The 20,431-nt window shown below is 63.8% G+C and carries 19 protein-coding genes; 12 read left to right on the top strand and 7 right to left on the bottom strand.

The features are described from left to right. Positions 1-20 precede the first annotated feature (20 nt). Together IVA78_RS13120 and IVA78_RS13115 are read left to right on the top strand one after the other, a co-directional pair. Complete coding sequence (locus IVA78_RS13120; protein ID WP_247415405.1) at positions 21-1,070, top strand: hydroxyacid dehydrogenase; 1,050 nt, start codon at positions 21-23, stop codon at positions 1,068-1,070. Between the two features lie 164 nt (positions 1,071-1,234). Beyond that, a complete protein-coding gene (locus IVA78_RS13115; protein ID WP_247415403.1) occupies positions 1,235-1,447 on the top strand; it encodes a hypothetical protein in 213 nt (70 codons plus the stop codon). A gap of 104 nt (positions 1,448-1,551) precedes the next feature. On the opposite strand, the gene IVA78_RS13110 is transcribed toward IVA78_RS13115, so the two are convergent. The 4 genes from IVA78_RS13110 to IVA78_RS13095 form a co-directional block, all read right to left on the bottom strand. Next, positions 1,552-3,756, bottom strand: a complete 2,205-nt coding sequence (locus tag IVA78_RS13110) for a xanthine dehydrogenase family protein molybdopterin-binding subunit (RefSeq protein WP_247278245.1) — start codon at positions 3,754-3,756, stop codon at positions 1,552-1,554. A 7-nt stretch (positions 3,757-3,763) separates the two neighbouring features. Then, positions 3,764-4,780, bottom strand: coding sequence for a xanthine dehydrogenase family protein subunit M (locus tag IVA78_RS13105; RefSeq protein WP_247415400.1), 1,017 nt, complete (start codon positions 4,778-4,780; stop codon positions 3,764-3,766). Then, complete coding sequence (locus IVA78_RS13100; protein WP_247415398.1) at positions 4,777-5,268, bottom strand: (2Fe-2S)-binding protein; 492 nt, start codon at positions 5,266-5,268, stop codon at positions 4,777-4,779. Before IVA78_RS13100 ends, IVA78_RS13105 begins: the two co-directional genes overlap by 4 nt. Before the next feature lie 138 nt (positions 5,269-5,406). After that, entirely contained in the window at positions 5,407-5,886 is a 480-nt protein-coding gene (locus IVA78_RS13095) for an Lrp/AsnC family transcriptional regulator (RefSeq protein ID WP_201759988.1), read from the bottom strand. 142 nt (positions 5,887-6,028) lie between these two features. Here IVA78_RS13095 and ald point away from each other — a divergent pair, with 142 nt between their 5' ends. Next, positions 6,029-7,144: an alanine dehydrogenase gene (gene ald, locus IVA78_RS13090; RefSeq protein WP_247278242.1), complete on the top strand. Its 1,116-nt coding sequence runs from the start codon at positions 6,029-6,031 to the stop codon at positions 7,142-7,144. Positions 7,145-7,278: 134 nt separating this feature from the next. Here ald and IVA78_RS13085 read toward each other — a convergent pair whose 3' ends face one another. The 3 genes from IVA78_RS13085 to IVA78_RS13075 are packed head-to-tail and all read right to left on the bottom strand — an operon-like array spanning position 7,279 to position 11,317. After that, entirely contained in the window at positions 7,279-9,189 is a 1,911-nt protein-coding gene (locus IVA78_RS13085) for an NAD(P)/FAD-dependent oxidoreductase (RefSeq protein ID WP_247465517.1), read from the bottom strand. Then, positions 9,186-9,827, bottom strand: coding sequence for a TetR/AcrR family transcriptional regulator (locus tag IVA78_RS13080; RefSeq protein ID WP_247415394.1), 642 nt, complete (start codon positions 9,825-9,827; stop codon positions 9,186-9,188). The genes IVA78_RS13085 and IVA78_RS13080 overlap by 4 nt, the downstream gene beginning before the upstream one ends. Continuing rightward, entirely contained in the window at positions 9,824-11,317 is a 1,494-nt protein-coding gene (locus IVA78_RS13075; protein ID WP_247415392.1) for an AMP-binding protein, read from the bottom strand. The genes IVA78_RS13080 and IVA78_RS13075 overlap by 4 nt, the downstream gene beginning before the upstream one ends. A 171-nt stretch (positions 11,318-11,488) precedes the next feature. On the opposite strand from IVA78_RS13075, the gene IVA78_RS13070 reads away from it, so the two are divergent. From IVA78_RS13070 to ytfQ, 9 genes are all read left to right on the top strand, one after another. Next, positions 11,489-12,748: an ABC transporter substrate-binding protein gene (locus tag IVA78_RS13070; protein ID WP_247278238.1), complete on the top strand. Its 1,260-nt coding sequence runs from the start codon at positions 11,489-11,491 to the stop codon at positions 12,746-12,748. Between the two features lie 81 nt (positions 12,749-12,829). Further along, positions 12,830-13,732: a branched-chain amino acid ABC transporter permease gene (locus IVA78_RS13065; RefSeq protein ID WP_247278237.1), complete on the top strand. Its 903-nt coding sequence runs from the start codon at positions 12,830-12,832 to the stop codon at positions 13,730-13,732. Beyond that, the gene (locus tag IVA78_RS13060) at positions 13,729-14,748 is read left to right on the top strand and encodes a branched-chain amino acid ABC transporter permease (protein ID WP_247278236.1); all 1,020 of its coding nucleotides are present in this window, start codon (positions 13,729-13,731) and stop codon (positions 14,746-14,748) included. Before IVA78_RS13065 ends, IVA78_RS13060 begins: the two co-directional genes overlap by 4 nt. Positions 14,749-14,750: 2 nt before the next feature. After that, positions 14,751-15,506, top strand: a complete 756-nt coding sequence (locus IVA78_RS13055) for an ABC transporter ATP-binding protein (RefSeq protein WP_247278235.1) — start codon at positions 14,751-14,753, stop codon at positions 15,504-15,506. Then, complete coding sequence (locus IVA78_RS13050) at positions 15,503-16,216, top strand: ABC transporter ATP-binding protein (RefSeq protein ID WP_247278234.1); 714 nt, start codon at positions 15,503-15,505, stop codon at positions 16,214-16,216. Before IVA78_RS13055 ends, IVA78_RS13050 begins: the two co-directional genes overlap by 4 nt. A gap of 166 nt (positions 16,217-16,382) precedes the next feature. Then, complete coding sequence (locus tag IVA78_RS13045) at positions 16,383-16,601, top strand: hypothetical protein (protein ID WP_091892324.1); 219 nt, start codon at positions 16,383-16,385, stop codon at positions 16,599-16,601. Positions 16,602-16,733: 132 nt separating this feature from the next. Further along, complete coding sequence (locus IVA78_RS13040; protein WP_247278233.1) at positions 16,734-17,792, top strand: putative sulfate exporter family transporter; 1,059 nt, start codon at positions 16,734-16,736, stop codon at positions 17,790-17,792. Between the two features lie 109 nt (positions 17,793-17,901). Further along, complete coding sequence (locus IVA78_RS13035) at positions 17,902-19,074, top strand: fumarylacetoacetate hydrolase family protein (protein ID WP_247278232.1); 1,173 nt, start codon at positions 17,902-17,904, stop codon at positions 19,072-19,074. Positions 19,075-19,439: 365 nt separating this feature from the next. After that, positions 19,440-20,405, top strand: a complete 966-nt coding sequence (gene ytfQ / locus IVA78_RS13030; RefSeq protein WP_247278231.1) for a galactofuranose ABC transporter, galactofuranose-binding protein YtfQ — start codon at positions 19,440-19,442, stop codon at positions 20,403-20,405. Positions 20,406-20,431 lie beyond the last annotated feature (26 nt).

The raw sequence follows: 20,431 nt of genomic DNA, 5'->3' as shown, positions 1-20,431 counted from the left end.
GGAGAGCCGGAAGGGTCCTGATGTCGGTCAACAGCAAGCGTGTCGTCTACTCCAATTACTTGGCCAATCCGATCTATATCGACATCCTGAAGGCGCGGCCTGACGTCCGGCTCGATCGCATCGAGAACGGGAGCCCCGAACACGTCTATGCGCCGCTCCTCGGCGCTGCCCATGTCTACCAGGTTGGCGCTGCCCGCGACGAGCTCGCCCCGCATTTCCATGTCGATGCGGCTTTCCTGAAGCGCGCGCCGAATTTGCTGCTCGTCTCCAGCAACGGCGCCGGCTTCGATCCAGTCGACGTCGAGGCCTGCACGGCCGCCGGCGTCGTGGTCGTCAACCAGTCCGGCGGCAACGCCCATTCGGTTGCCGAGCATGCGCTGGCGATGATGTTGACGCTCTCCAAGCGCATCATCCAGTCGGACCGCCGGCTGCGCCGCGAGCGCGACGTCAACCGCAACGAGCTCGTCGGCAACGAGGTCGAGGGCAAGACTGTCGGCATCATCGGGCTCGGCAATGTCGGCCGCCGGATTGCCGCGCTGTGCAAGGGCCTGCTCGGCATGAAGGTGCTGGCCTATGACCCGTATTTGTCGGCCGAGGTGATGGCTGAGCGGGGCGGGGAGAAGGTCGAGCTCGACGAGCTCCTGCGCCGCGCCGATTTCGTCTCGATCTCCTGTCCGCTCAACAAGGGCAGCCGCAACATGATCAGCGTGCGCGAATTCGCGCTGATGCAGCCGCATGCCTATTTCATCACCACTGCGCGCGGCTTCATCCACGACGAGGACGCGCTGCTCCAGGCGTTGCGCGACAAGCGCATCGCCGGCGCTGGCCTCGACGTCTGGTCCAAGGAACCGCCGCCGCCGGAGCATCCGCTGCTCCAGCTCGACAACGTGCTGGCGAGCCCTCATACGGCGGGCGTGACGATCGAGGCGCGCCAGAACATGGGCCGCATCGCTGCCGAGCAGGTGCTGGAGACGCTCGACGGGAAACGTCCGCCGCGCATCATCAATCCGGAGGTCTGGCCGCATTATGCCGAGCGCTTCAAGCAGGCGTTCGGCGTGACGCCGGGATAGGACAGCTACCCTTTCTTCCCGTCATTTCCGGGGTCGGCCTTTCGAGCCGCCCCGGAAATGACGGAGCGAAGAAACCGCGTCCCGGCCTTCATCCGCGTCAAAATCTCTCTCCCGCATCCCGCGCAAATGGGATTAGAGTGCCGCCGGGGCAGGCAGGAGGTCCCATGTCAACTTATGTCGTCAGGTTCATGAAGGACGTGCTTGGCCAGTATGGCCGGCAGATCGAGGTGTGCCAGGGCACGCTCGAGATCGACGCCTCCGACGAGGACGAAGCCAGAGAGCGGGCCAAGGCGAGGTTTTGCAAGGATCAAGCCTTGCACCATTGGTCGCTGCATGCCGACCGCATCCAGGTCAGACCGGCCGATCTTCCGTCGTGAAGCCCGGGAAGAGCCGTGACAGGCGGGGCGCCGTCGCTCCTGCGCCGAGCGACAACGTGTTGAAGCAGGTTTCGTCGGCGTCGAACACAGGTGCGGCGAGGCGCTCACTCCAGTAGCTTGTCCAGCGTGATCGGGAAGCGCCGAATGCGCTTGCCGGTGGCATGATAGACGGCGTTCGCAATCGCCGCAGGCACGCCGACGATGCCGATTTCGCCGAGACCCTTGACACCCAGCTTGTTGATCCGGTCGTCGGGCTCGTCGACGAAAATGACGTCAATATCGTGAATGTCGGCATTCACGGGAATGTGGTACTCGGCGATGTTCGCGTTCATGATGCGACCGAAGCGGTGATCCATCACCGTCTCCTCATGCAGCGCCATCCCGATTCCCCAGACCACGCCGCCCATGATCTGGCTGCGGCCAGTCTTGGTGTTCAGGATGCGCCCGGCCGCGACCGCGCTCACGACCCGCGTAACGCGGATGACGCCGAGCTCCTCGTCGACCTTTACCTCGGCGAAGACGGCGGAATGCGTATTGCGGGCATGCGACTTGTCCTCCGCGAACTGGTTGAGCTTCTCCTTTTCGATCCGCTCGAGCTTGCTGTGGCGCATCACATCCGCAATCGAAAGGGCGGGGCCGTTCCTGCCGTTGCTGGCGATCATGCCGTCGACCAAAGTGACGGTGGCGGCATCGACGTCAGCGAGCGGCGAGCCGGGCATCGCCTTGGCGAGCCGGGCGAGCTCCTGGCGAATGTCTTCGGCCGCTCCCAACACGGCGTGCGCACTGGACGCCGCCATCCAGGAGCCGCCCTCGACGGGCGCTTGCGGCAAGGTCGAATCGGCGAGCCTGACGCTGATGTTCTCGATCGGCAGCCCGAGAGCGTCGGCCGCCACCTGCGCCACAATGGTGTAGGTGCCGGTGCCGATGTCGGACGCGGCGCATGAGACCTCCGCGTGGCCGTTCGATGTCAGAACGATGCGAACGGCGACCGGCATCTGCAGCGCCTCCCAGACGCCTGTCGCCATGCCCCAGCCGACCAGGTCCTTGCCGTCGCGCATGGAGCGCGGCGCGGGATTGCGCCGGGCCCAGCCGAAGGCTTCCGCGCCCCTGGCGTAGCATTCGCGCAGCTGCTTGCTGGTGTAGGGGAGGTCCCCGCTCTGGTCGCGATCCGAGTAGCACTTCAGCCGCAGCTCGATCGGGTCGAGCTTGAGCGCGACGGCCAATTCGTCCATGGCGCATTCGAGCGCGCAGACGCCCGTTGCCGCGCCCGGCGCGCGCATATCGCAGGGGGTGGCGAGGTCGAGGTGGACCAGCTTGTGGGAGAGGCGGCTGTTGGGACTCTTGTAGAGCTGCTCCCCCCAGCCGGTATCGTTGCGCGAGAAATCCTCAAACCGCGAGGTGACGGCGATGGCTTCGTGGGTAACGGCATCGAGTGTGCCGTCGGGCTTTGCGCCGAGCGCAACGTGCTCGATGGTCATGGGACGATAGCCCAGGCTGTACATCTGCTGTCGTGTCAGGACGACACGGACCGATCGTTTCAGCGCGAGCGCACCAAGTGTTGCCAGGACCACCTGGTGCTGCGGCCGCAGGCCCGAGCCGAACGCTCCGCCGACATAGGGCGAGATCACGCGGATGTCTTCCGGCTTCTTTCTGAAGACACCGCAGAGAAACTTCTGGACGTTCTGGACGCCTTGGGTCTTGTCATAGACTGTAAGCCCGCCGTTGCCCTCCCAGACGGCCGTTGTCGCGTAGAGCTCCATCGGGTTGTGATGCTCGCTCGGAATGACATAGTCCGCTTCGTGACGGACGGCCGCCCGCGTCAGCGCTGCTGCGGCGTCGCCGCGCGGCTTGTGTGGCTGATCCACTTTGGCAGCCGTGCCGCGTTCGGATTCGAGATCGGTCGCAAACGCCTCCTGCTCGTATTCAACGCGAATGCGAGTTGCGGCGAATTTGGCGGTTTCCCAGTCCTCCGCCACGACCAGCGCGATCGGCTGGCCGTTGAACCTGATCCTGTCGTCATAGAGTGGGCGGAACGGCGAGCCCTTCTCCGGCGCCACCTCGTCCTTCCAGGCTTCGTCCTTGTCGGCGAGGGGCGGGCGATGCGTGTGGGTGAGCACGTCGACCACACCCTTCACCTTCAGTGCGTCGCTGCTGTCGAGGCGAACGATGCGTCCCCGCGGAATGGTGGCCTCGACGACAAAGCCATGGAGGAGACGGTCTGCTGCGAACTCGCCGGCATATTTGGCGGCGCCAGTGACCTTGGCCCGTCCGTCGACGCGCGACGTTGGTGTTCCGACATAGGCGTTCATCGGGCCCTCATGCGATCTTCTTGTGAGCTTGTGATTGCGGCGTGGCGCTTGTCGCCTGCATCAGTGTGCGAACGACGGCTCGGCGCGCGAGCTCGATCTTGAATCCATTATGCGAACGAGCGGTTGCTCCCTGCAGCAGCAGATCGGCGGCGCGCCCAAAATGATCCGGCGTTGCCGCTTGGCCGCGCAACGCCGCCTCGGCCTCGAGGCTTCGCCAAGGCTTGTGGGCCACGCCGCCGAGCGCCAGGCGCGCTTCGATGATTGCGTTGCCCTCCAGTTCGAGCGCGGCCGCGACCGAGACCAGGGCAAAGGCGTAGGACAGCCGGTCGCGGATCTTCAGATAGCTGTAGTTCCTGGCAAAGCCGCGCGGCGGCAGCTCGATTGCGGTGATGATCTCGCCGCTGCCGAGATTTGTATCGGCATGAGGCTTGTCGTCCGGAAGCCGATGGAAATCGGTCAGGGCGAGGGTGCGCTCACCGGTCGAGCCTGCGATGTGCACGAGCGCGCCGAGCGCGGCCAGCGCCACGCTCATGTCGGATGGATTGGTCGCGATGCAGGACGAGCTGGTGCCGAGGATTGCGTGGTTGCGGTTGAGGCCATCGAGTGCCGAGCAGCCGGTGCCCGGGCTTCGCTTGTTGCAAGGCGTCGTCGTGTCATAGAAGTAGGCGCAGCGCGTTCGCTGCATCAGATTGCCGCCGACCGAGGCCATGTTGCGCAGTTGCGCGGAGGCACCGGCCAAGATGGCGCTGGCGAGCAGGGGATAGCGCTGCTCGATCAGCGGATGGTAGGCGAGATCCGAATTTGGCACCAAGGCGCCGATGCGCAGGCCGCCATCGTCGGTCTCCTCGATGTCGCGGAGCGGCAGGCGGGAAATGTCGATCAACCGGGAGGGCCGTTCGACATTCTCCTTCATCAGGTCGATAAGATTGGTGCCGCCGGCAATCAGCTTCGCGTTCGGATCGGCGGCCAGCAGGCGAATGGCGTCGGCGACATCGCTTGCGCGGGAATACTGGAAGTTGTTCATGATCGGCTCATTGCCTGCTCGATCGCAGCCACGATGTTAGGGTAGGCGCCGCAGCGGCAGAGATTTCCGCTCATCAATTCCCGGATCTCGTCGGCGCCCCTGGCGTGGCCTTCGGCCAGGAGGCCGGCCGCCGAGCAAATCTGTCCCGGCGTGCAATAGCCACATTGGAATGCGTCGTGATCGATGAAGGCTTGTTGCAGGGGATGCAGGGCGCCGTCCTTGGCAAGGCCTTCGATCGTCGTGATTTCGGCGCCATCCTTCATGACGGCGAGCGTCAGGCACGAATTGACCCGTCTTCCGTCGATTAACACGGTGCAGGCGCCGCATTGGCCGTGATCGCAGCCTTTTTTGGTGCCGGTCAATTCCAGACGGTCACGCAGGGCATCCAGAAGCGTGGTCCACGGCACGACCTCGAGTGTGCGCCTGACGCCATTGACGATAAGGTTGATCGGAATGCGTTCGGGGATCTGATCCGTGATATCGGCCATGTTCTGTTCCCTGCGGAGAGGCCGAGCTGAGCAAGTTTGGATGCCGACTCGAGGATGCGTTGCCGCCGCTGGCCAATAGCGCCCAACGGATGACGGGGTGCTTGGTTCCCGGTCGGTTAGCCCGTCGCCCGGACGAGATCAGCGCTTCGCCTCGCCGAACACCACAGTCGGTACGGCGCGATTGACGATCTCGCGCAGCGCGAAGCTCGATTGCACCCGGGCGACGCGCGGCAGGCGCGACAGCTCGGTACGGTGGATGCGCTCGAAATCCTGGATGTCGCGGGCGAGAACGATCAGGATGTAGTCGTCGGTGCCCGACATCAGGAAGCAGCGCACGACGGAGGGGCACTTCACCACCTCCGCCTCGAATGCCTTGAGCGCATCGTCGCTCTGGCTCTCCAGCGCGATCCGGACCAGCACCGTTGTCGTGAGGCCGAACTGCGCAAGATCGAGCGCCGCTTGGTAGGCCTGGATGTAACCCTCGTCCTCCAGGGCCTTCTGCCGCCGCGCCAGCGCAGTGCTCGATAGTCCGACCTTGTTGGCAAGCTCGGTGTGGCTGGCCCGCGCATTGGTCGTGAGTTCGGCGAGGATGGCGAGGTCTTTCCGGTCGAGGGCCAAGGTTTCGTTTCCAGCGTGAAAGGGCATTCCCGCGCCGGAAACCGGCGCGCTAGGCATGAACGTAGCGGATATTTGCACGAAACCAAACCGCCGCCATCGCTACGATGATGAACGGAATCAAGGCGTTGGGAAGGAGCTGAAGATGCGGGTCGGTGTGCCCAAGGAGATCAAGGTGCAGGAATATCGCGTCGGGCTCACTCCGGGCGCGGTTCGTGAATATGTCGCGGCCGGCCACCGGGTGACGGTCGAGACCGGCGCCGGCAGCGGCATCGGCGCCTCCGACGACGTGTATCGGCGGGCAGGCGCCACGATCGCCGAAAGCGCCCGTGACGTCTTCGCCAAGTCCGACATGATCGTGAAGGTGAAGGAGCCGCAGAAAAGCGAATGGGCCCAGCTCCGCGAAGGCCAGGTCCTGTTTACCTATCTCCATCTTGCACCCGACCCGGAGCAGGCCAAGGGCCTGCTTGCCTCGGGCTGCACCGCGATCGCCTATGAGACCGTCACGGACGCGAGCGGTCACCTCCCGCTGCTCGCGCCGATGAGCGAAGTCGCCGGCCGCCTCGCCATCGAGGCCGCCGGCGCCGCGCTCAGGCGGTCGGCTGGCGGCCGCGGGCTGCTGCTCGGCGGTGTTCCCGGCGTGCAGCCGGCGCGGGTGGTCGTGCTCGGCGGCGGCGTGGTGGGAACGCAGGCGGCACGGATGGCCGCAGGGCTCGGTGCGGAAGTCACGGTGATCGATCGCTCGATTCCTCGTCTGCGCCAACTCGACGATCTCTTTACCGGACGCGTGCGCACCCGCTTCTCGACGATCGAGTCGGTCGAGGAGGAGGTGTTCGCTGCCGACGTCGTGATCGGCGCGGTGCTCGTGCCGGGTGCCAGCGCGCCGAAGCTCGTCACGCGCGCGATGCTGACATCGATGCGGCCGGGCGCGGTGCTGGTCGACGTCGCGATCGACCAGGGCGGCTGTTTCGAGACATCGCATCCGACTACGCACGTGGAGCCGACCTATGAGGTCGATGGCGTGGTGCATTATTGCGTCGCCAACATGCCGGGCGCGGTGCCGGTGACATCAAGCCAGGCGCTGAACAATGCGACGCTGCCGTTCGGCCTGATGCTCGCGAACAAGGGCTTTGCCGCGGTGTTGGAAAATCCGCACTTGCGCAACGGCCTCAACGTGCATCGCGGCCGGATTACGAACAAAGCGGTGGCGGAGAGTCTGGGGCTGGAATTCGCTCCGGTGGAGTCTGGGCTGGCGGCCTGAGTGGTTTTCTGATTGCGAGCGCAGCGAAGCAAGCCAGAGTGTCTCCGAGGAGCGATTCTGGATTGCTTCGCTACGCTCGCAATGACGACGTGGGAAGTGGTTGCGCTGACGCCTAATCTGCCTCGGCAGAAGAGTCACGCTTTCGTCAGCTTGTATTGCCTCAGATCCGGATCGTGGGTCATGCGCCAGTAGTCTACGAACCGCCACGGCATCGCGGAGAATACGCGGCCGCTTGCATTCCGGTAATAGGTGCTCATGCCGGGATGGGTCCAGATCATGGCCTCGTGCTCGGCATCGACCTTGCGGAGATAGTCATCGAGCACGTCCTGGCGAACCTCGATGGCCGCGATATCTCGCTCGATCATGTCGGCGAGGCAGGCGGAGATGTAGCGGCTCTGGCACTCCGACTGGAAGATGACGCTGCCGCCGTGGGCAGGACCGGAATTGGGACCGAGCATGCAGAAGAAATTCGGGAAGCCCGGCACGGTGAGGCCGAGAAATGCCGTCGGATTGTCGTTGGCCCAGGCATCGCGCAAATCTTTGCCGTCGCGGCCGCTGATGTTGAGGCGCGCCGCCATCTCCGTGACCTTGAAGCCGGTCGCGACCACGATGATGTCGGCGTGGCGGTGTGTGCCGTCGGCGGTGACGATGCCGTCCCGGTCGAAATGGTCGATTGCGTCGGTGACGAGTTCGACATTGTCCCGCGTCAAAGTCTTGAACCAGTTGTTGTCGAGCAGAATGCGCTTGCCGTAAGGCGGATAGGTCGGCACGCATTTTTCGATCAGGTCGGGTCGATCTTTCAGCTCGGACAGGATGAAGTCGGTCAGCTCCTGGCGGTGCCGGTCATTGCCCTTGTTGACGGCGCGTTCGGGATGCGGCCAGGCCGGGTCCTTGCGCAGGAAGGGCAGGAGGCCATCGCCATAGCGCCAAAACATGTTGAAGCGGTACCACTGCACATAGAACGGCAGGTGCGCCAGCAGCCAGCGCGCGCCGTCACTGATCGGATCGGCATAGCCCTTCACCGGCCGCGCCCATTGCGCGCTGCGCTGGTAGACGGTGACTGAGGCCACACGGGTGGCGATCGACGGCACCAGCTGCATCGAGGTCGCGCCGGTGCCGATCACGGCGACATGCTTGCCGTCGATGTTGATGTCGTCGGACCATAGTGCCGAGTGCAGGATCGTGCCCTTGAACTCTTCTTCGCCTTTGAAGCGGGCGCGCGAGGGATCGTTGAGCTGGCCGATGGCCGAGACCAGCGCGGTGGATTCGAAAGTCTCCGCGCCGTTCTCGGTCTTGAGCGTCGAAATCCAGCGTTGCCTTTCTTCATCCCAGCGTGATGAGGTCAGCTCGGTGTTGACGCGCAGATGCTTGCGAATGCCGTATTCGTCCGCGACCTTCTGCAGATAGCCGAGTAGCTCCTCACGCTGGCAGAAATAGCGCGTCCATGCGTTGCGCGAGCCGAAAGAGTAGGAATAGGAGTGGTTCGGCGTGTCGACGCCGCAGCCGGGATAGCGGTTGATCCACCAGGTGCCGCCGAGCTCGGCATTCTTCTCGACGATGGTGTAGGGGATGCCGAGATGGCCGAGTGCCACGCCGAGCGCGATGGCGCAGACGCCGGCGCCGACGATCAGCACATGCTGGTCGGCAAGCTTTTCGTCGGAGGGGCGCTTCGTCCAGCACGCCTCGCGCGGCACAAAACCCATCTCCTCGCGCATCAAAGGTGCATATTCCGGCGCGACATTCTCGCCGAGGCAAGCGCGCATCATCCTCAGCAGCAGCTCCTCGCCCGGATCGGTGATCACGGGTTTTGGCGTGCCATCTGAGAAGAGCCTGACCACGGCGGTGCGGATCTCGTCCTGGATCTCCCGGGGCACGCCGGCCTCGGGATCGGGAATGAGGCGGATGTCGCGTTTGGGCAGATAGGGTGGTTCGAGCCACTTTTCGTCGCCGGTCATGTGCACCAGCACCATCAGAAGGCAGCGGATATCGCCCTCGGCGATTGCGGAGGCGAGGTCGAGCGGTTTGTGCGGAGATTCGATGTTCATGGCGTGTCCTGATCTCCGCTGGCCCTGAAGAGGCCGCGCGTCATCAGCTTGCGATAGGCGGAGAAGACGTGATCGGGCACAGCGGTGACGCCGCCTCCCGAATAGGAGTAGCGGCGGCTGAGATAGCCGCGCGCGCCCATCAGCATGTGAACGATGGCCTCGAACTCCTCGTCGGTGTAATCTTCGATCGCGCCGGCAAGCCGTGCGCGGCGCAAAATGCGCACATAAGCGGTCGAGATGTTGTCGAGGTGCTTCTGGTAACCGATGGGCGCGAAGAACTCGGCCTCGTTGAGGATGCGCAAGAATTCAGGCACCTCGCGGATGAAGTCGAAGAAGGCGGCAAAGCGCTCGATCTCCTGCCGCGCCGCGTGCGCATTGCCGGTGCGGACGCGGATGAACTCGACCATGTCGAGGCCGATTTTTGGTAGGAGCTGGTCGAGCAGTTCCTGGCGGTTATCGAAATGGTTGTAGAAGGTACCCTGCGCGACACCGGCTTCTTCGGTGATGCGCGCGACCGAGGCCTCGGCATAGCCATGCTTGCCGACGACTTTCGTGGCAGCCTCAAAGATCTTCTGCTTGGTCCAGGCGTTGCGCTCGATTCGGTTCAGCTTGGTAACCTTTGCAGTCGCTTGCGTCATTCGGAGGTCTCCAACTCGGCGCGCAGCACGCGCTTGAGGATCTTGCCTGACGGATTGCGCGGCAGGCTGCCGCGGATGACCAGCTGTTTCGGCACCTTGAAACTCGCCAGCCGCGCGCGGCAATGCTCGGTGAGGGCAGCGAGGTCGAGGCTCGCGCCCTCAGTCAGTACGACAACCGCGACCGGCCGCTCGCCCCAGCGCGCATCGCGCAGGCCGATCACCGCGACTTCGCGCACTTCGGGCAAATCGTAGATGATGCGCTCGACCTCGGAGGAGGCGATGTTCTCGCCACCGGAGATGATCATGTCCTTCTTGCGGTCGGTCAGGTAGAGGAAGCCCTCGTCGTCGAGATAGCCGACGTCGCCGCTGCGGAACCAGCCGCCGAAGAAGGCGGACGCCGTCTTCTCCGGATCTCTCCAATAGCCGCGCGTGATCTTCGGACCCCGCAGGCAGATCTCGCCATTGACGTTCGGCGGCAGCTTGTTGCCGTTCTCGTCGCGGATTTCGATCTCGACATGGGCAATGGCGCGACCGGTCGAGCCGATCTTCTCGATCTCGCGACCTTTCTCCATGAAGGTGTCGCCGCCGACGGTCTCGGTGAGTCCATAGGCGTCGATGTAGCGCGCATTGCGGAAATATTCGGCGAAGGCGCGGATGCGTGCCTCCGGCGTCTTCTCGCCGCCGCCGATTGCCCATTGCAGGCTGGAGACGTCGTAGCGGTCGCGGGTGGGGCAGGTGAGCATCGCGGTGGTCATGACGGGCGCGAACCAGGCAGCGTTGAGCTTGTCTTCTGCGATAGAAGCAAGCGCCGCCTCCGGTTCGAAATTGCGCTCGATGCGAATGAATCCGCCATGCCAGAGCACTGCGATGCCTGGCAGGTCGAGCGCGCCGACGTGATAGAGCGGACCGATGACGAGAAGACGCGTATCGGCGCTTAAGGCCAGCGCAATCGTCTGGTCGGCCGACTTCCAGTAGAAATTATCGTAAGTGAGCATCACGCCCTTGGGGCGGTCTGTCGTGCCAGATGTGTACATCAGCCGCATCAGGTCGGAGGGCTGGCGCACATGCATCGGCGCAGCGGTCGTGTTGCCTGCGAGATGGGTGACGCTCTGCTGCGCGGTCTCGTTCAGCACGACGATGTTCGCGCCCGCTGCATTCGCAGCCAATTCCTCGTCGACGATCAGAAGGCGCGCGCCGGCATTGCTGGCGATGTAGTCGACCTCGTTGCGGGACAGGCGAAAATTGATCGGCAGGAACACCGCGCCGAGATGGCTGGTGGCGAAGACGAGCTCCAGGAATGCCGCGCTGTTCTTCATCAGCACGGCGACGACATCGCCGGCACCGATGCCCTGCGCGGCGAGCCAGCCGGCGACCTGCCGGATGCGCGCGTCGAACATCGCGTAAGCGATCTCCTCACCGCGGTATTTCAGCGCGGGCCGGTCCGGCGTGCGCCGGGCATGGAAGGCGATGAAGCTCGAAAGGTTGATCATTTGCCGGGTTTTGGGCCGGTTACCGACCTCACTTCCTCCCTTGATGAATTCTGACTCGTAATTCATCTTTGGCTTGACGTCACCCCCCACCCTCTGAAATCCTTGGGATCACGGAGACGAGACGATCTCCGGCAGGGATCAGGACACGCCGACCCGAAAGAGGGAGGGAAAATGACGAGAACCCGCACGCCGGGCATCAGCCGCCGTTCCACGCTGGCGCTGATGGGCGCCGGCGCGATCACGTTTGCCGCGCCCTGGGTGGCGCGTGCGCAAGCCAAGACCATCAAGATCGGCATGCCGACGATCCTGTCGGGCCGTGTCGCGCAGCTCGGCACGTCCTCGCGCAATGCGGTGATGCTCGAGGTCGAGAAGGTCAACGCCGCCGGCGGCCTCGCCGGCCGGCACATCGAGATGGTGATCCGCGACTCCAAGGGCCAGCCGCAGGAAGCCGCCCGCGTCGCGCGCGAACTCGTCAACACCGACGGCTGCGAACTGCTGCTCGACGGCGAGGCGTCCTCCGGATCGTTCGCGGTGCATGAAGTCGCGCGCGATCTCGGCGTGCTCTGCGTCCACACCTGCTCGGAAGCATCTTCGCTGACGGCCGATCCCAAGCAGCACATCCCGAATGCGTTCCGCTGCGTGCGCCAGGGCATCCACGATTCCATCGTCGGCGGCAGCTATGCCGCTTCGATCGCGAAAGCCAAGCGCCTGAAGAAGTGGGCGACGTGTTCGCCCGACTACGCCTACGGCCGCGATACCACCGGAGAGTTCACGCTGTATCTGAAGCGCTTTGCGCCCGACGTCGAAATCGTCAGCGAGTCCTGGCCAAAGCTGTTCCAGCCCGACTACACCGAAGTGGTGACGAAGATCCTCCAGGCCAAGCCGCAGGCGCTGTATTCCTGCCTCTGGGGCGGCGATCTCACCTCCTACATCGACCAAGCCAACATCTACGCGATGTTCAGCCAGATGGAGGTGTTCGCAGTCAACATGGCCGACTACACAGCGCTCACGGTGGTGAAGAACCTGCCGAAGGGCATCCATTCCGGTAATCGCTACATCAAGACGTTCCCGGCCACGCCGGAGAACGCAGCCTGGGGGGATGCCTACAAGGCCAAGTACAACGAATATCCGACCAACTGGTCGTGGCAGAACGCCACCGCGGTGATGTTCCTCAGTGAAGCCGCGAAAAAGGCGAACTCCGCCGACGGCAAGAAGATCGCGGAGGTGCTGAAGGGCCTCACCATCAGGTGCCCGTTCGGCGCCGACGGCACTGTGACAATGCGCGGCGACGACCACACCCTGGTCGGCTACGCCATCGGCTGGGGCACCACCATCCCGCAGGAGCCTTATGTCCCGGAGGTCAAGGCCGGCGACTGGAAGACCATCTTCGAGTTGGAGGCCGAATGGAAGAAGAGCAAGGGCTACACCTGACGCCGCGGCGGAGAGGGATGACCCTCTCCGCCGTTTTCGTTTTCCGCGCCGTGTCAGGCGCGCCGCAATGAAAGTGCTCTCGTGGATCTCGACGCGCTCGCCGGCTGCCTCGCCAGCTCCGCCTGCTTGGTGACGCAAACCACCAGCGGCCTCATCATCGGCATGCTTCTGTTTCTCGTCGCGGTCGGGCTGACCCTGATCTTCGGTGTGCTCAAGGTCGTCAATTTCAGCCACGGCGCCTTCTACATGTTCGGCGCCTACTTCGCGATGACGGCCTATCAGCTCACCGGCAGTTTTGCGCTCGCCATGCTGGCGGGCGCGGCCGGCACCGCGATCCTCGGCCTGATCTTCGAGCGCGTCTTCATGAGCCGCGTCTACGGCGCCGACGTGCTGATGCAGCTGCTCGTCTGCTATGCCTTCGTGCTGATCTTCGACGATGTCGTGCGCATCATCTGGGGACCGGAGTTCAAATCGATGGGCATGCCGTCCGCGTTCCAGGTGATGCCGCTATTCATCGCCGGTGGCGTGGTGCCGCCTTATTATCTGTTGCTGATCGGTGTCGCGCTTCTTGCGGCCGTCGTGCTCGGCATCGGATTGTCGCGCAGCCGCATCGGCAAGGTGATCCGCGCGGCCGCGCACAATCCCGGCATGGTCTCGGCGCTCGGCATCAACACCGGCCTGATCTATGGCGGCGTGTTCGCGCTCGGCGGCATGCTGGCGGGTCTTGCCGGCGCGCTGGCGGCTCCTGTGCGGTCGCTGACGCCGGGCATGGGATTTTCCGTGCTGATCGAGTCCTTCATCGTCACCGTGATCGGCGGCATGGGCTCGATCCTGGGCGCGCTGATCGGCGCGCTGCTGCTCGGGCTGATCCGCTCGTTCGGCTCGCTCGGCTTTCCCCTGTTTACGGAAGGCCTGATGTATCTTTTCATGGTGATCGTGCTGGTCTCCAAACCTACCGGCCTGTTCGGCAGGGAGGCGGCATGACCGAGCTCGAGGCCGGTCGCGCCGAAACGCTGGCGCCGGTGCGCAGCGGTGCCGTACTGCGGCGCTACCGTGACGTCCTGATCGCGCTGATCGCCCTTGCCGTGCTGGCGAGCCTGCCGCTCTTCACCGGCAGCAAGGCGCTGCTCGATTTCGTCATCCGCTGCTCGGCCTACGGCCTGTTTGCGACGTCGCTCAATCTGCTGGTCGGCTATACCGGCCTGACTTCGTTCGGCCACGGCATGTTCTTCGGGCTTGGCGCCTACAGTTTTGGCCTCATCATGCAGAAGCTCGGCGTGCCGATTCCCGTCGCCTTCGTCGCGACGCTGGCGATCACCGCAATAGTCTCCGCGATCATCGGCGCCATCTGCGTGCGGCTGAAGGAGATTTACTTCGCCTTCGTGACGCTCGCATTCCAGATGCTGATCCACTCGACCATATTGTCCTGGGCCTCCTTCACCGGCGGCGACCAGGGTCTGCGCGGCGGCATTCCGCGGCCGCCGTTCCTCGGCATTGACCTTGCCAACCACGTCCATCTCTATGTCGCGAGCTGCGCGCTGCTGATCCTTGGCCTGCTCGCGATGCGCCAGATCGCGCAATCACCGTTCGGCTACACGTTGCGCATGATCCGCGACAACGCCGCGCGCGCGAGCTTCCTTGGCATCGACGTCTGGCGCGCCAAGCTCACCGTGTTCGTGCTGGCGGCTTTGTTCGCGTCGATGGGCGGCATGGTGATGGCGCTGTTCGTGTCCGGCGCCTATCCGGAATTCGCCTATTGGACGATCTCGGGCGAGGGCATTTTCATCAACATGCTCGGCGGTGTGTCGACCTTCCTCGGGCCGATGGTCGGCACCGTGCTGCTGCTTCTGCTCAACGATACCGTCACACGTTTCACCGAGTATCACGGCATCGTGCTTGGCGTCGTCATCCTGTTCTTCGCGCTGGGCCTGCGCAAAGGTCTCCTGGATTTCGCCGCCGAATGGTTTGCGCAGCGGCGCGACGCAGGCGAGGGGCGCTAGCGATGCTCGAGATCTGCAACCTCGCAAAATCGTTCGGCGGCGTGAAGGCGACCAACGACGTCTCGCTCGACTTTCCGGACGGCTCGCTGACCGCGGTAATCGGCCCGAACGGCGCCGGCAAGAGCACCTTCTTCAACCTGATCACCGGCGCCTTGAGGCCGGATTCCGGCCAGGTGCTGCTCGACGGCGTCGATCTCGCCGGCCGCTCGCCACCGGAGATCGTGCGCCACGGTATCGGCCGCGCCTTCCAGGTTGCCAGCATCTTCAAATCGCTCACGGTGCAGGAGACCATGCTTGCCGCCGTCAGTGCCGACCAGCGCACCTCGGCGGTGCTGCACAAGCGCTTTCCGCTGCCGGAGATGCGCGACCGTGCTGAGCATGTGATGGAGCTGCTGGGCCTCGCCGGCAAACGCCATCGCACCGCCGCGACGCTCTCGCACGGCGATCAGAAGCTGCTCGACATCGCGCTCGCGCTGGTGCTCGATCCAAAGGTGCTGCTGCTGGACGAGCCAACCGCCGGGATGGGCCCGGAGGAGCGCTGGCGCATGATCGACAAGGTGCGTGAGCTCTGGGAGACGCAGAAAATTACGGTCGTCTTCATCGAGCACGACATGGACATCGTGTTCAAGATCGCGCCAAAAATCGTCGTGCTTTGCTACGGCCGCATCCTGGCCACCGGCACGCCCGACGAGATCCGGAGCAACAGCGCGGTGATCGAGGCCTATCTGGGCACCGAGCATGCGGGAGCTGCGGCATGAACGCAGCCGTCATCGAAGTCGCCGATCTCGACGTCTATTACGGCACCAGCCAGATCCTGTTCGGCGTCAACCTGTCGGTGCGGCAAGGCGAGACCATGGCGCTCTTGGGCCGCAATGGCGCCGGCAAATCGACGACTATGAAGGCGATCATGGGGCTGGCGCCGCCGCGGAGGGGCAGGGTCAACCTGCGCGGCGCGGTGATCTCGGGCCTGAAGCCGCACACCATCGCGCGCGCCGGCCTCGGCTTCGTGCCGGAGGACCGCCAGATCTTTCCGGAGCACACGGTCGAGGACAATCTCGTCATCGGGAGGAAGAAGGGACCGCAGGGCCAGGACGAGTGGCCGATCAAACGCATCTACGAGGTCTTTCCGCTTCTGGAGCCGCTGCGCAATCGCATCGCCGGACGTCTCTCGGGCGGCGAGCAGCAGATGCTCGCGATCGCGCGCACGCTGATGGGCAATCCCGCGCTCCTGCTGCTCGACGAGCCGAGCGAGGGCCTCGCGCCGATCATCGTGCAGCGGATCGGTGAATTGTTGCGGCAGCTCCGTTCGCTCGGATCGACGGTGCTGATCGCCGAGCAGAACATGCATTTCTGCCTGGGGCTGGCGAGCCACGCCACGATCATCGACAAGGGCCAGATCGTCTATGCCGCCGGAATCGACGAGCTGAAGGCCAATGAGGCGATCCGGCGCAGGTATCTGGCCCTGTAGGCCGGACCGCCAGTGTCTCAATAGGCCGAAGAAGAAAACTATTGTGCCGGGGTTATCGAACGGAAGGAGTTTTTCCTCCGGAGGGCAAAAACGCCAATCGCTTCCATTGCCGTTTGGGGCCGAAAAGACGACATTCCCATCAGAATTTGATGGGTTGGCCAGAGCCATGGAACGTACCGGATTTGAACCCTTCGGCGAGCAATTGGTGTCCGCGACGGACACCCAGCCGCGGTCGCGTACGTCAAAGCTCCTGCTGCGGGCCGGCACCGGTCTGTTCTGGTCGCTGGTTGCGGGTATCGTGCTTGCCCGCGCTGCCTTCTTCGAGCCCGGCATCTATGACGGCTTCAGCCGCGTCGCTTCGCTGGCCAAGAGCCTGATCTTCTAGGGTCGATTATTTCGGGCTGAGGATAGAATATTCCGGGCTGAGGATAGAACTTCCCTCGGGCCTGATATGTCGAAAGCTTATTCCCCAACGGAAGCGCGCTGCGTATAAATCTTTCTCCTCTGGGAGAGATTTGTGTCGCAGAATCAAGCATCCAGCCCGGCCGATGCCAAACCGGCCACCGCCGCGAGCCGTATTGCGGCACTGATTCCCGGCATTCTCCTCTGCGTTCTAGTCGCCGGTGTCTCGGCCCTGCTCGAGCGGGCGGAACTCGGCGTCTTCGAGCATCCTTATGTCGAGGCGCTGGTGATGGCGATCCTGCTCGGGATGGCCTTGCGCAGCTTCTGGAAGCCCGCGCCGCGTTGGCAGGCCGGCATCGCCTTCAGCGCCAAACAGCTCCTCGAAGTCGCGGTCATGCTGTTGGGGGCCTCCATCAGTTTCGCCGCCATTGCCGCCTCGGGCATCGCGCTGCTCGCGTCAATCGCGGCCGTCGTCGTGATCGCGCTCTGCGTCTCCTTCGGGCTCAGCCGCATGCTCGGACTGTCGACACGGCTGTCGATCCTGATCGCCTGCGGCAACTCGATCTGCGGCAATTCGGCGATTGCGGCTGTGGCGCCGATCATCGGTGCCAACAACGACGAGATCGCATCCTCCATCTCCTTCACTGCCATCCTGGGCGTGATGATGGTGCTGGGCCTGCCGCTGTTGATTCCGCTTCTGCAATTATCGGCCACTCAATATGGCATTCTCGCCGGCCTGACCGTTTATGCGGTCCCGCAGGTGCTGGCGGCGACGGTGCCGGCCGGACTCGTCTCCACGCAAATCGGCACGCTCGTGAAATTGATGCGCGTATTGATGCTTGGGCCGGTCGTCGTCGGCCTCTCGCTGGTTGCCTCGCGCTGGCATAGCGATGCCAAGAAGACCAATGTCGGCTTCTTTCGGCTTGTGCCGTGGTTCATCCTCGGCTTCCTCGCGCTGGCGACCCTGCGCTCCCTGGAGATCGTGCCGGCCACGGTGGTCGGACCGGTGACGAAGATCACCGCCTTTCTCACCGTGGTCTCCATGGCGGCCCTCGGCCTCGGCGTCGACGTGCGCGTGTTGGCGAATGTCGGGGGCAGGGTGACAGCAGCCGTGACGCTGTCGCTGATGCTGTTGCTTGGCATCAGCATTGCACTGGTGCATTGGTTCAAGTGACAGCGCGTGCCGCCTCTCTGGACATCCCGCGCCAGACGTTTATTGGTCTTCGCTAATGTGACCGGCCAGCGTTCAACGCGGCCGATCCGAAAACAGCGAGGACGCGGCCATGACGACATTGACGGTTAAAGACCTTCTCCCCGAGGACGGTACGCGGGGAACGCTGGCCGGCCGCGTCTGGCTCCCGCAGGTGAATGGCCCCGCCGTCGTCGCTATACGTGATGACGGCGTCTTCGATGTTACCGCAGAGTTTCCCACCATCAGTACGCTTTGCGAAGCGGACGATCCAGCCAACGCGCTTAGGGCGGCCAAGGGTGAGAGGATCGGCGATCTCGAGGCGATCGTCACCAATACGCCGCCGGACCAGCGCGATCCTCAAAAACCGTGGCTGCTTGCCCCCGTCGACCTCCAGACTCTGAAAGCCGCCGGCGTCACCTTTGCGATCTCGATGCTGGAGCGCGTGATCGAGGAGCGCGCCAAGGGCAATCCGGCTTCGGCCGAAGCGATCCGCAAAGAAGTGACGCGCCTGATCGGCGATGATCTTTCGAAGCTCAAGCCCGGCTCCGACCAGGCGATGCATCTGAAGCAGGTGCTGATCGACCAGAACGCCTGGAGCCAGTATCTCGAGGTCGGCATCGGTCCTGATGCCGAGGTCTTCACCAAGGCGCCGACATTGTCGTCGGTCGGCACCGGCATGGATGCGGGCCTGCATCCGAAATCGACCTGGAACAACCCCGAGCCGGAGCTTGTGCTGTTCGTCTCGAGCCGCGGCAAAATCGTCGGCGGCGCGCTCGGTAACGACGTGAACCTGCGTGACTTCGAGGGCCGCTCGGCGCTGCTATTGTCGAAGGCCAAGGACAACAACGCCTCCTGCGCGATCGGCCCGCTGCTGCGCCTGTTCGACGATACGTTCTCGCTCGACGATGCGCGCAAGCTGGACATAAGTCTGAACGTCAAGGGACAGGACGGTTTCGTCCTCAACGGCCATTCCTCGATCAGCAAGATCAGCCGCGATCCGACAGATCTCGTCGAACAGACCATCGGCAAGGTGCATCAATATCCAGATGGTTTCGTGCTGTTCCTCGGCACGATGTTCGCTCCCGTCGAGGACCGGGATGCGCCGGGACAGGGCTTCACCCACAAGCGCGATGACATCGTCACGATCGCCGCGCCCCAGCTCGGCAAGCTCGTCAACCGCATGCGCACCAGCGACGAGTGCGAGCCGTGGACGTTTGGAATCGGTGCGCTGATGAAGAACCTGGCGCAGCGGAAGCTGATTTAGCGTCCCTGCGTTTTCAATTTCGCATAAGCGAATTTGCAGAAGGTCGTCATGCCCGGGCTTGTCCCGGGCATCCACGTCCTTTGTCCCGCTGGGTCAGGCGTGGATGGTCCGCACCAGCCCGGCGGCGGCAGCCGAGCCGTATAATTTCCTTCATCTTCCCGTTGTATCGCCGGAACAAAATCCCGCTGAGCGTGTCGTCTGCGCGAAGCCCGCATCCCTCCTCCTTTCACCTCAATAGTAAAATAATATGACTATACGGCGCTGGGTTTCCGTGAAATAGTGCCTGTCGCCGGCTCGAAGGCTGGCCTGCGGGTGCCATGCTACCAATCGGCGCCCCCAAATAAACATCTTAGGAGACACGCCTGATGACCCTCAAAGCCCTCTTTGCGGCCAGCGCCACGACCGCGTTGCTGCTCGCCCTGCCGGCGAATGCCGCCGAGCTCACCATCGGCTTCTCGCAGATCGGGTCGGAATCCGGCTGGCGCGCGGCCGAGACCTCGGTCTCCAAGCAGGAAGCCGCCAAGCGAAAGGTCAATCTCAAGATCGCCGACGCGCAGCAGAAGCAGGAGAACCAGATCAAGGCGATCCGCTCCTTCATCGCGCAGAATGTCGATGCGATCTTCCTTGCGCCTGTCGTCTCGACGGGCTGGGATTCGGTGTTGAAGGAAGCCAAGGAGGCCAAGATCCCGGTCGTGCTGCTCGACCGTGACATCGATCCCTCGGGCAAGGATCTTTATCTCACCGCTGTCACCTCCGACAGCGTGCACGAAGGCGAGGTGGCCGGCGACTGGCTGGCCAAGACTGTGGGGACGAAAGCCTGCAACATCGTCGAATTGCAGGGCACGGTCGGCGCGAGCGTCGCCGCCAACCGCAAGAAGGGTTTCGACACCGCCATCGCCAAGCATGCGAACCTGAAGGTGGTGCGCAGCCAGACCGGCGACTTCACCCGCGCCAAGGGCAAGGAGGTGATGGAGAGCTTCATCAAGGCCGAAGGCGGCGGCAAGTCGATCTGCGCGGTCTACGCGCATAATGATGACATGATGGTCGGCGCGATCCAGGCGATGAAGGAAGCCGGGCTCAAGCCCGGCAAGGAGATCCTCACCGTCTCCATCGATGCGGTCCCCGACATCTTCAAGGCGATGGCCGCCGGCGAGGCCAATGCGACTGTCGAGCTGACGCCGAACATGGCCGGCCCCGCGCTCGATGCGATTGCGGCGTTCAAGGACAAGGGCACGGTTCCGCCGAAGTGGATCCAGACCGAATCCAAGCTCTATACCGCCGCCGACGATCCGCAGAAGATCTACGACAGCAAGAAGGGCCTCGGTTACTGAGGCGGATGCCGGTCGGACCGCGTCTT

This window comes from Bradyrhizobium sp. 137 (assembly GCF_023074095.1).
Taxonomy (GTDB): Bacteria; Pseudomonadota; Alphaproteobacteria; order Rhizobiales; family Xanthobacteraceae; genus Bradyrhizobium.
The sequence above is the reverse complement of the archived record's forward strand: the minus strand, read 5'-3'. Positions and strand labels throughout refer to the sequence as shown.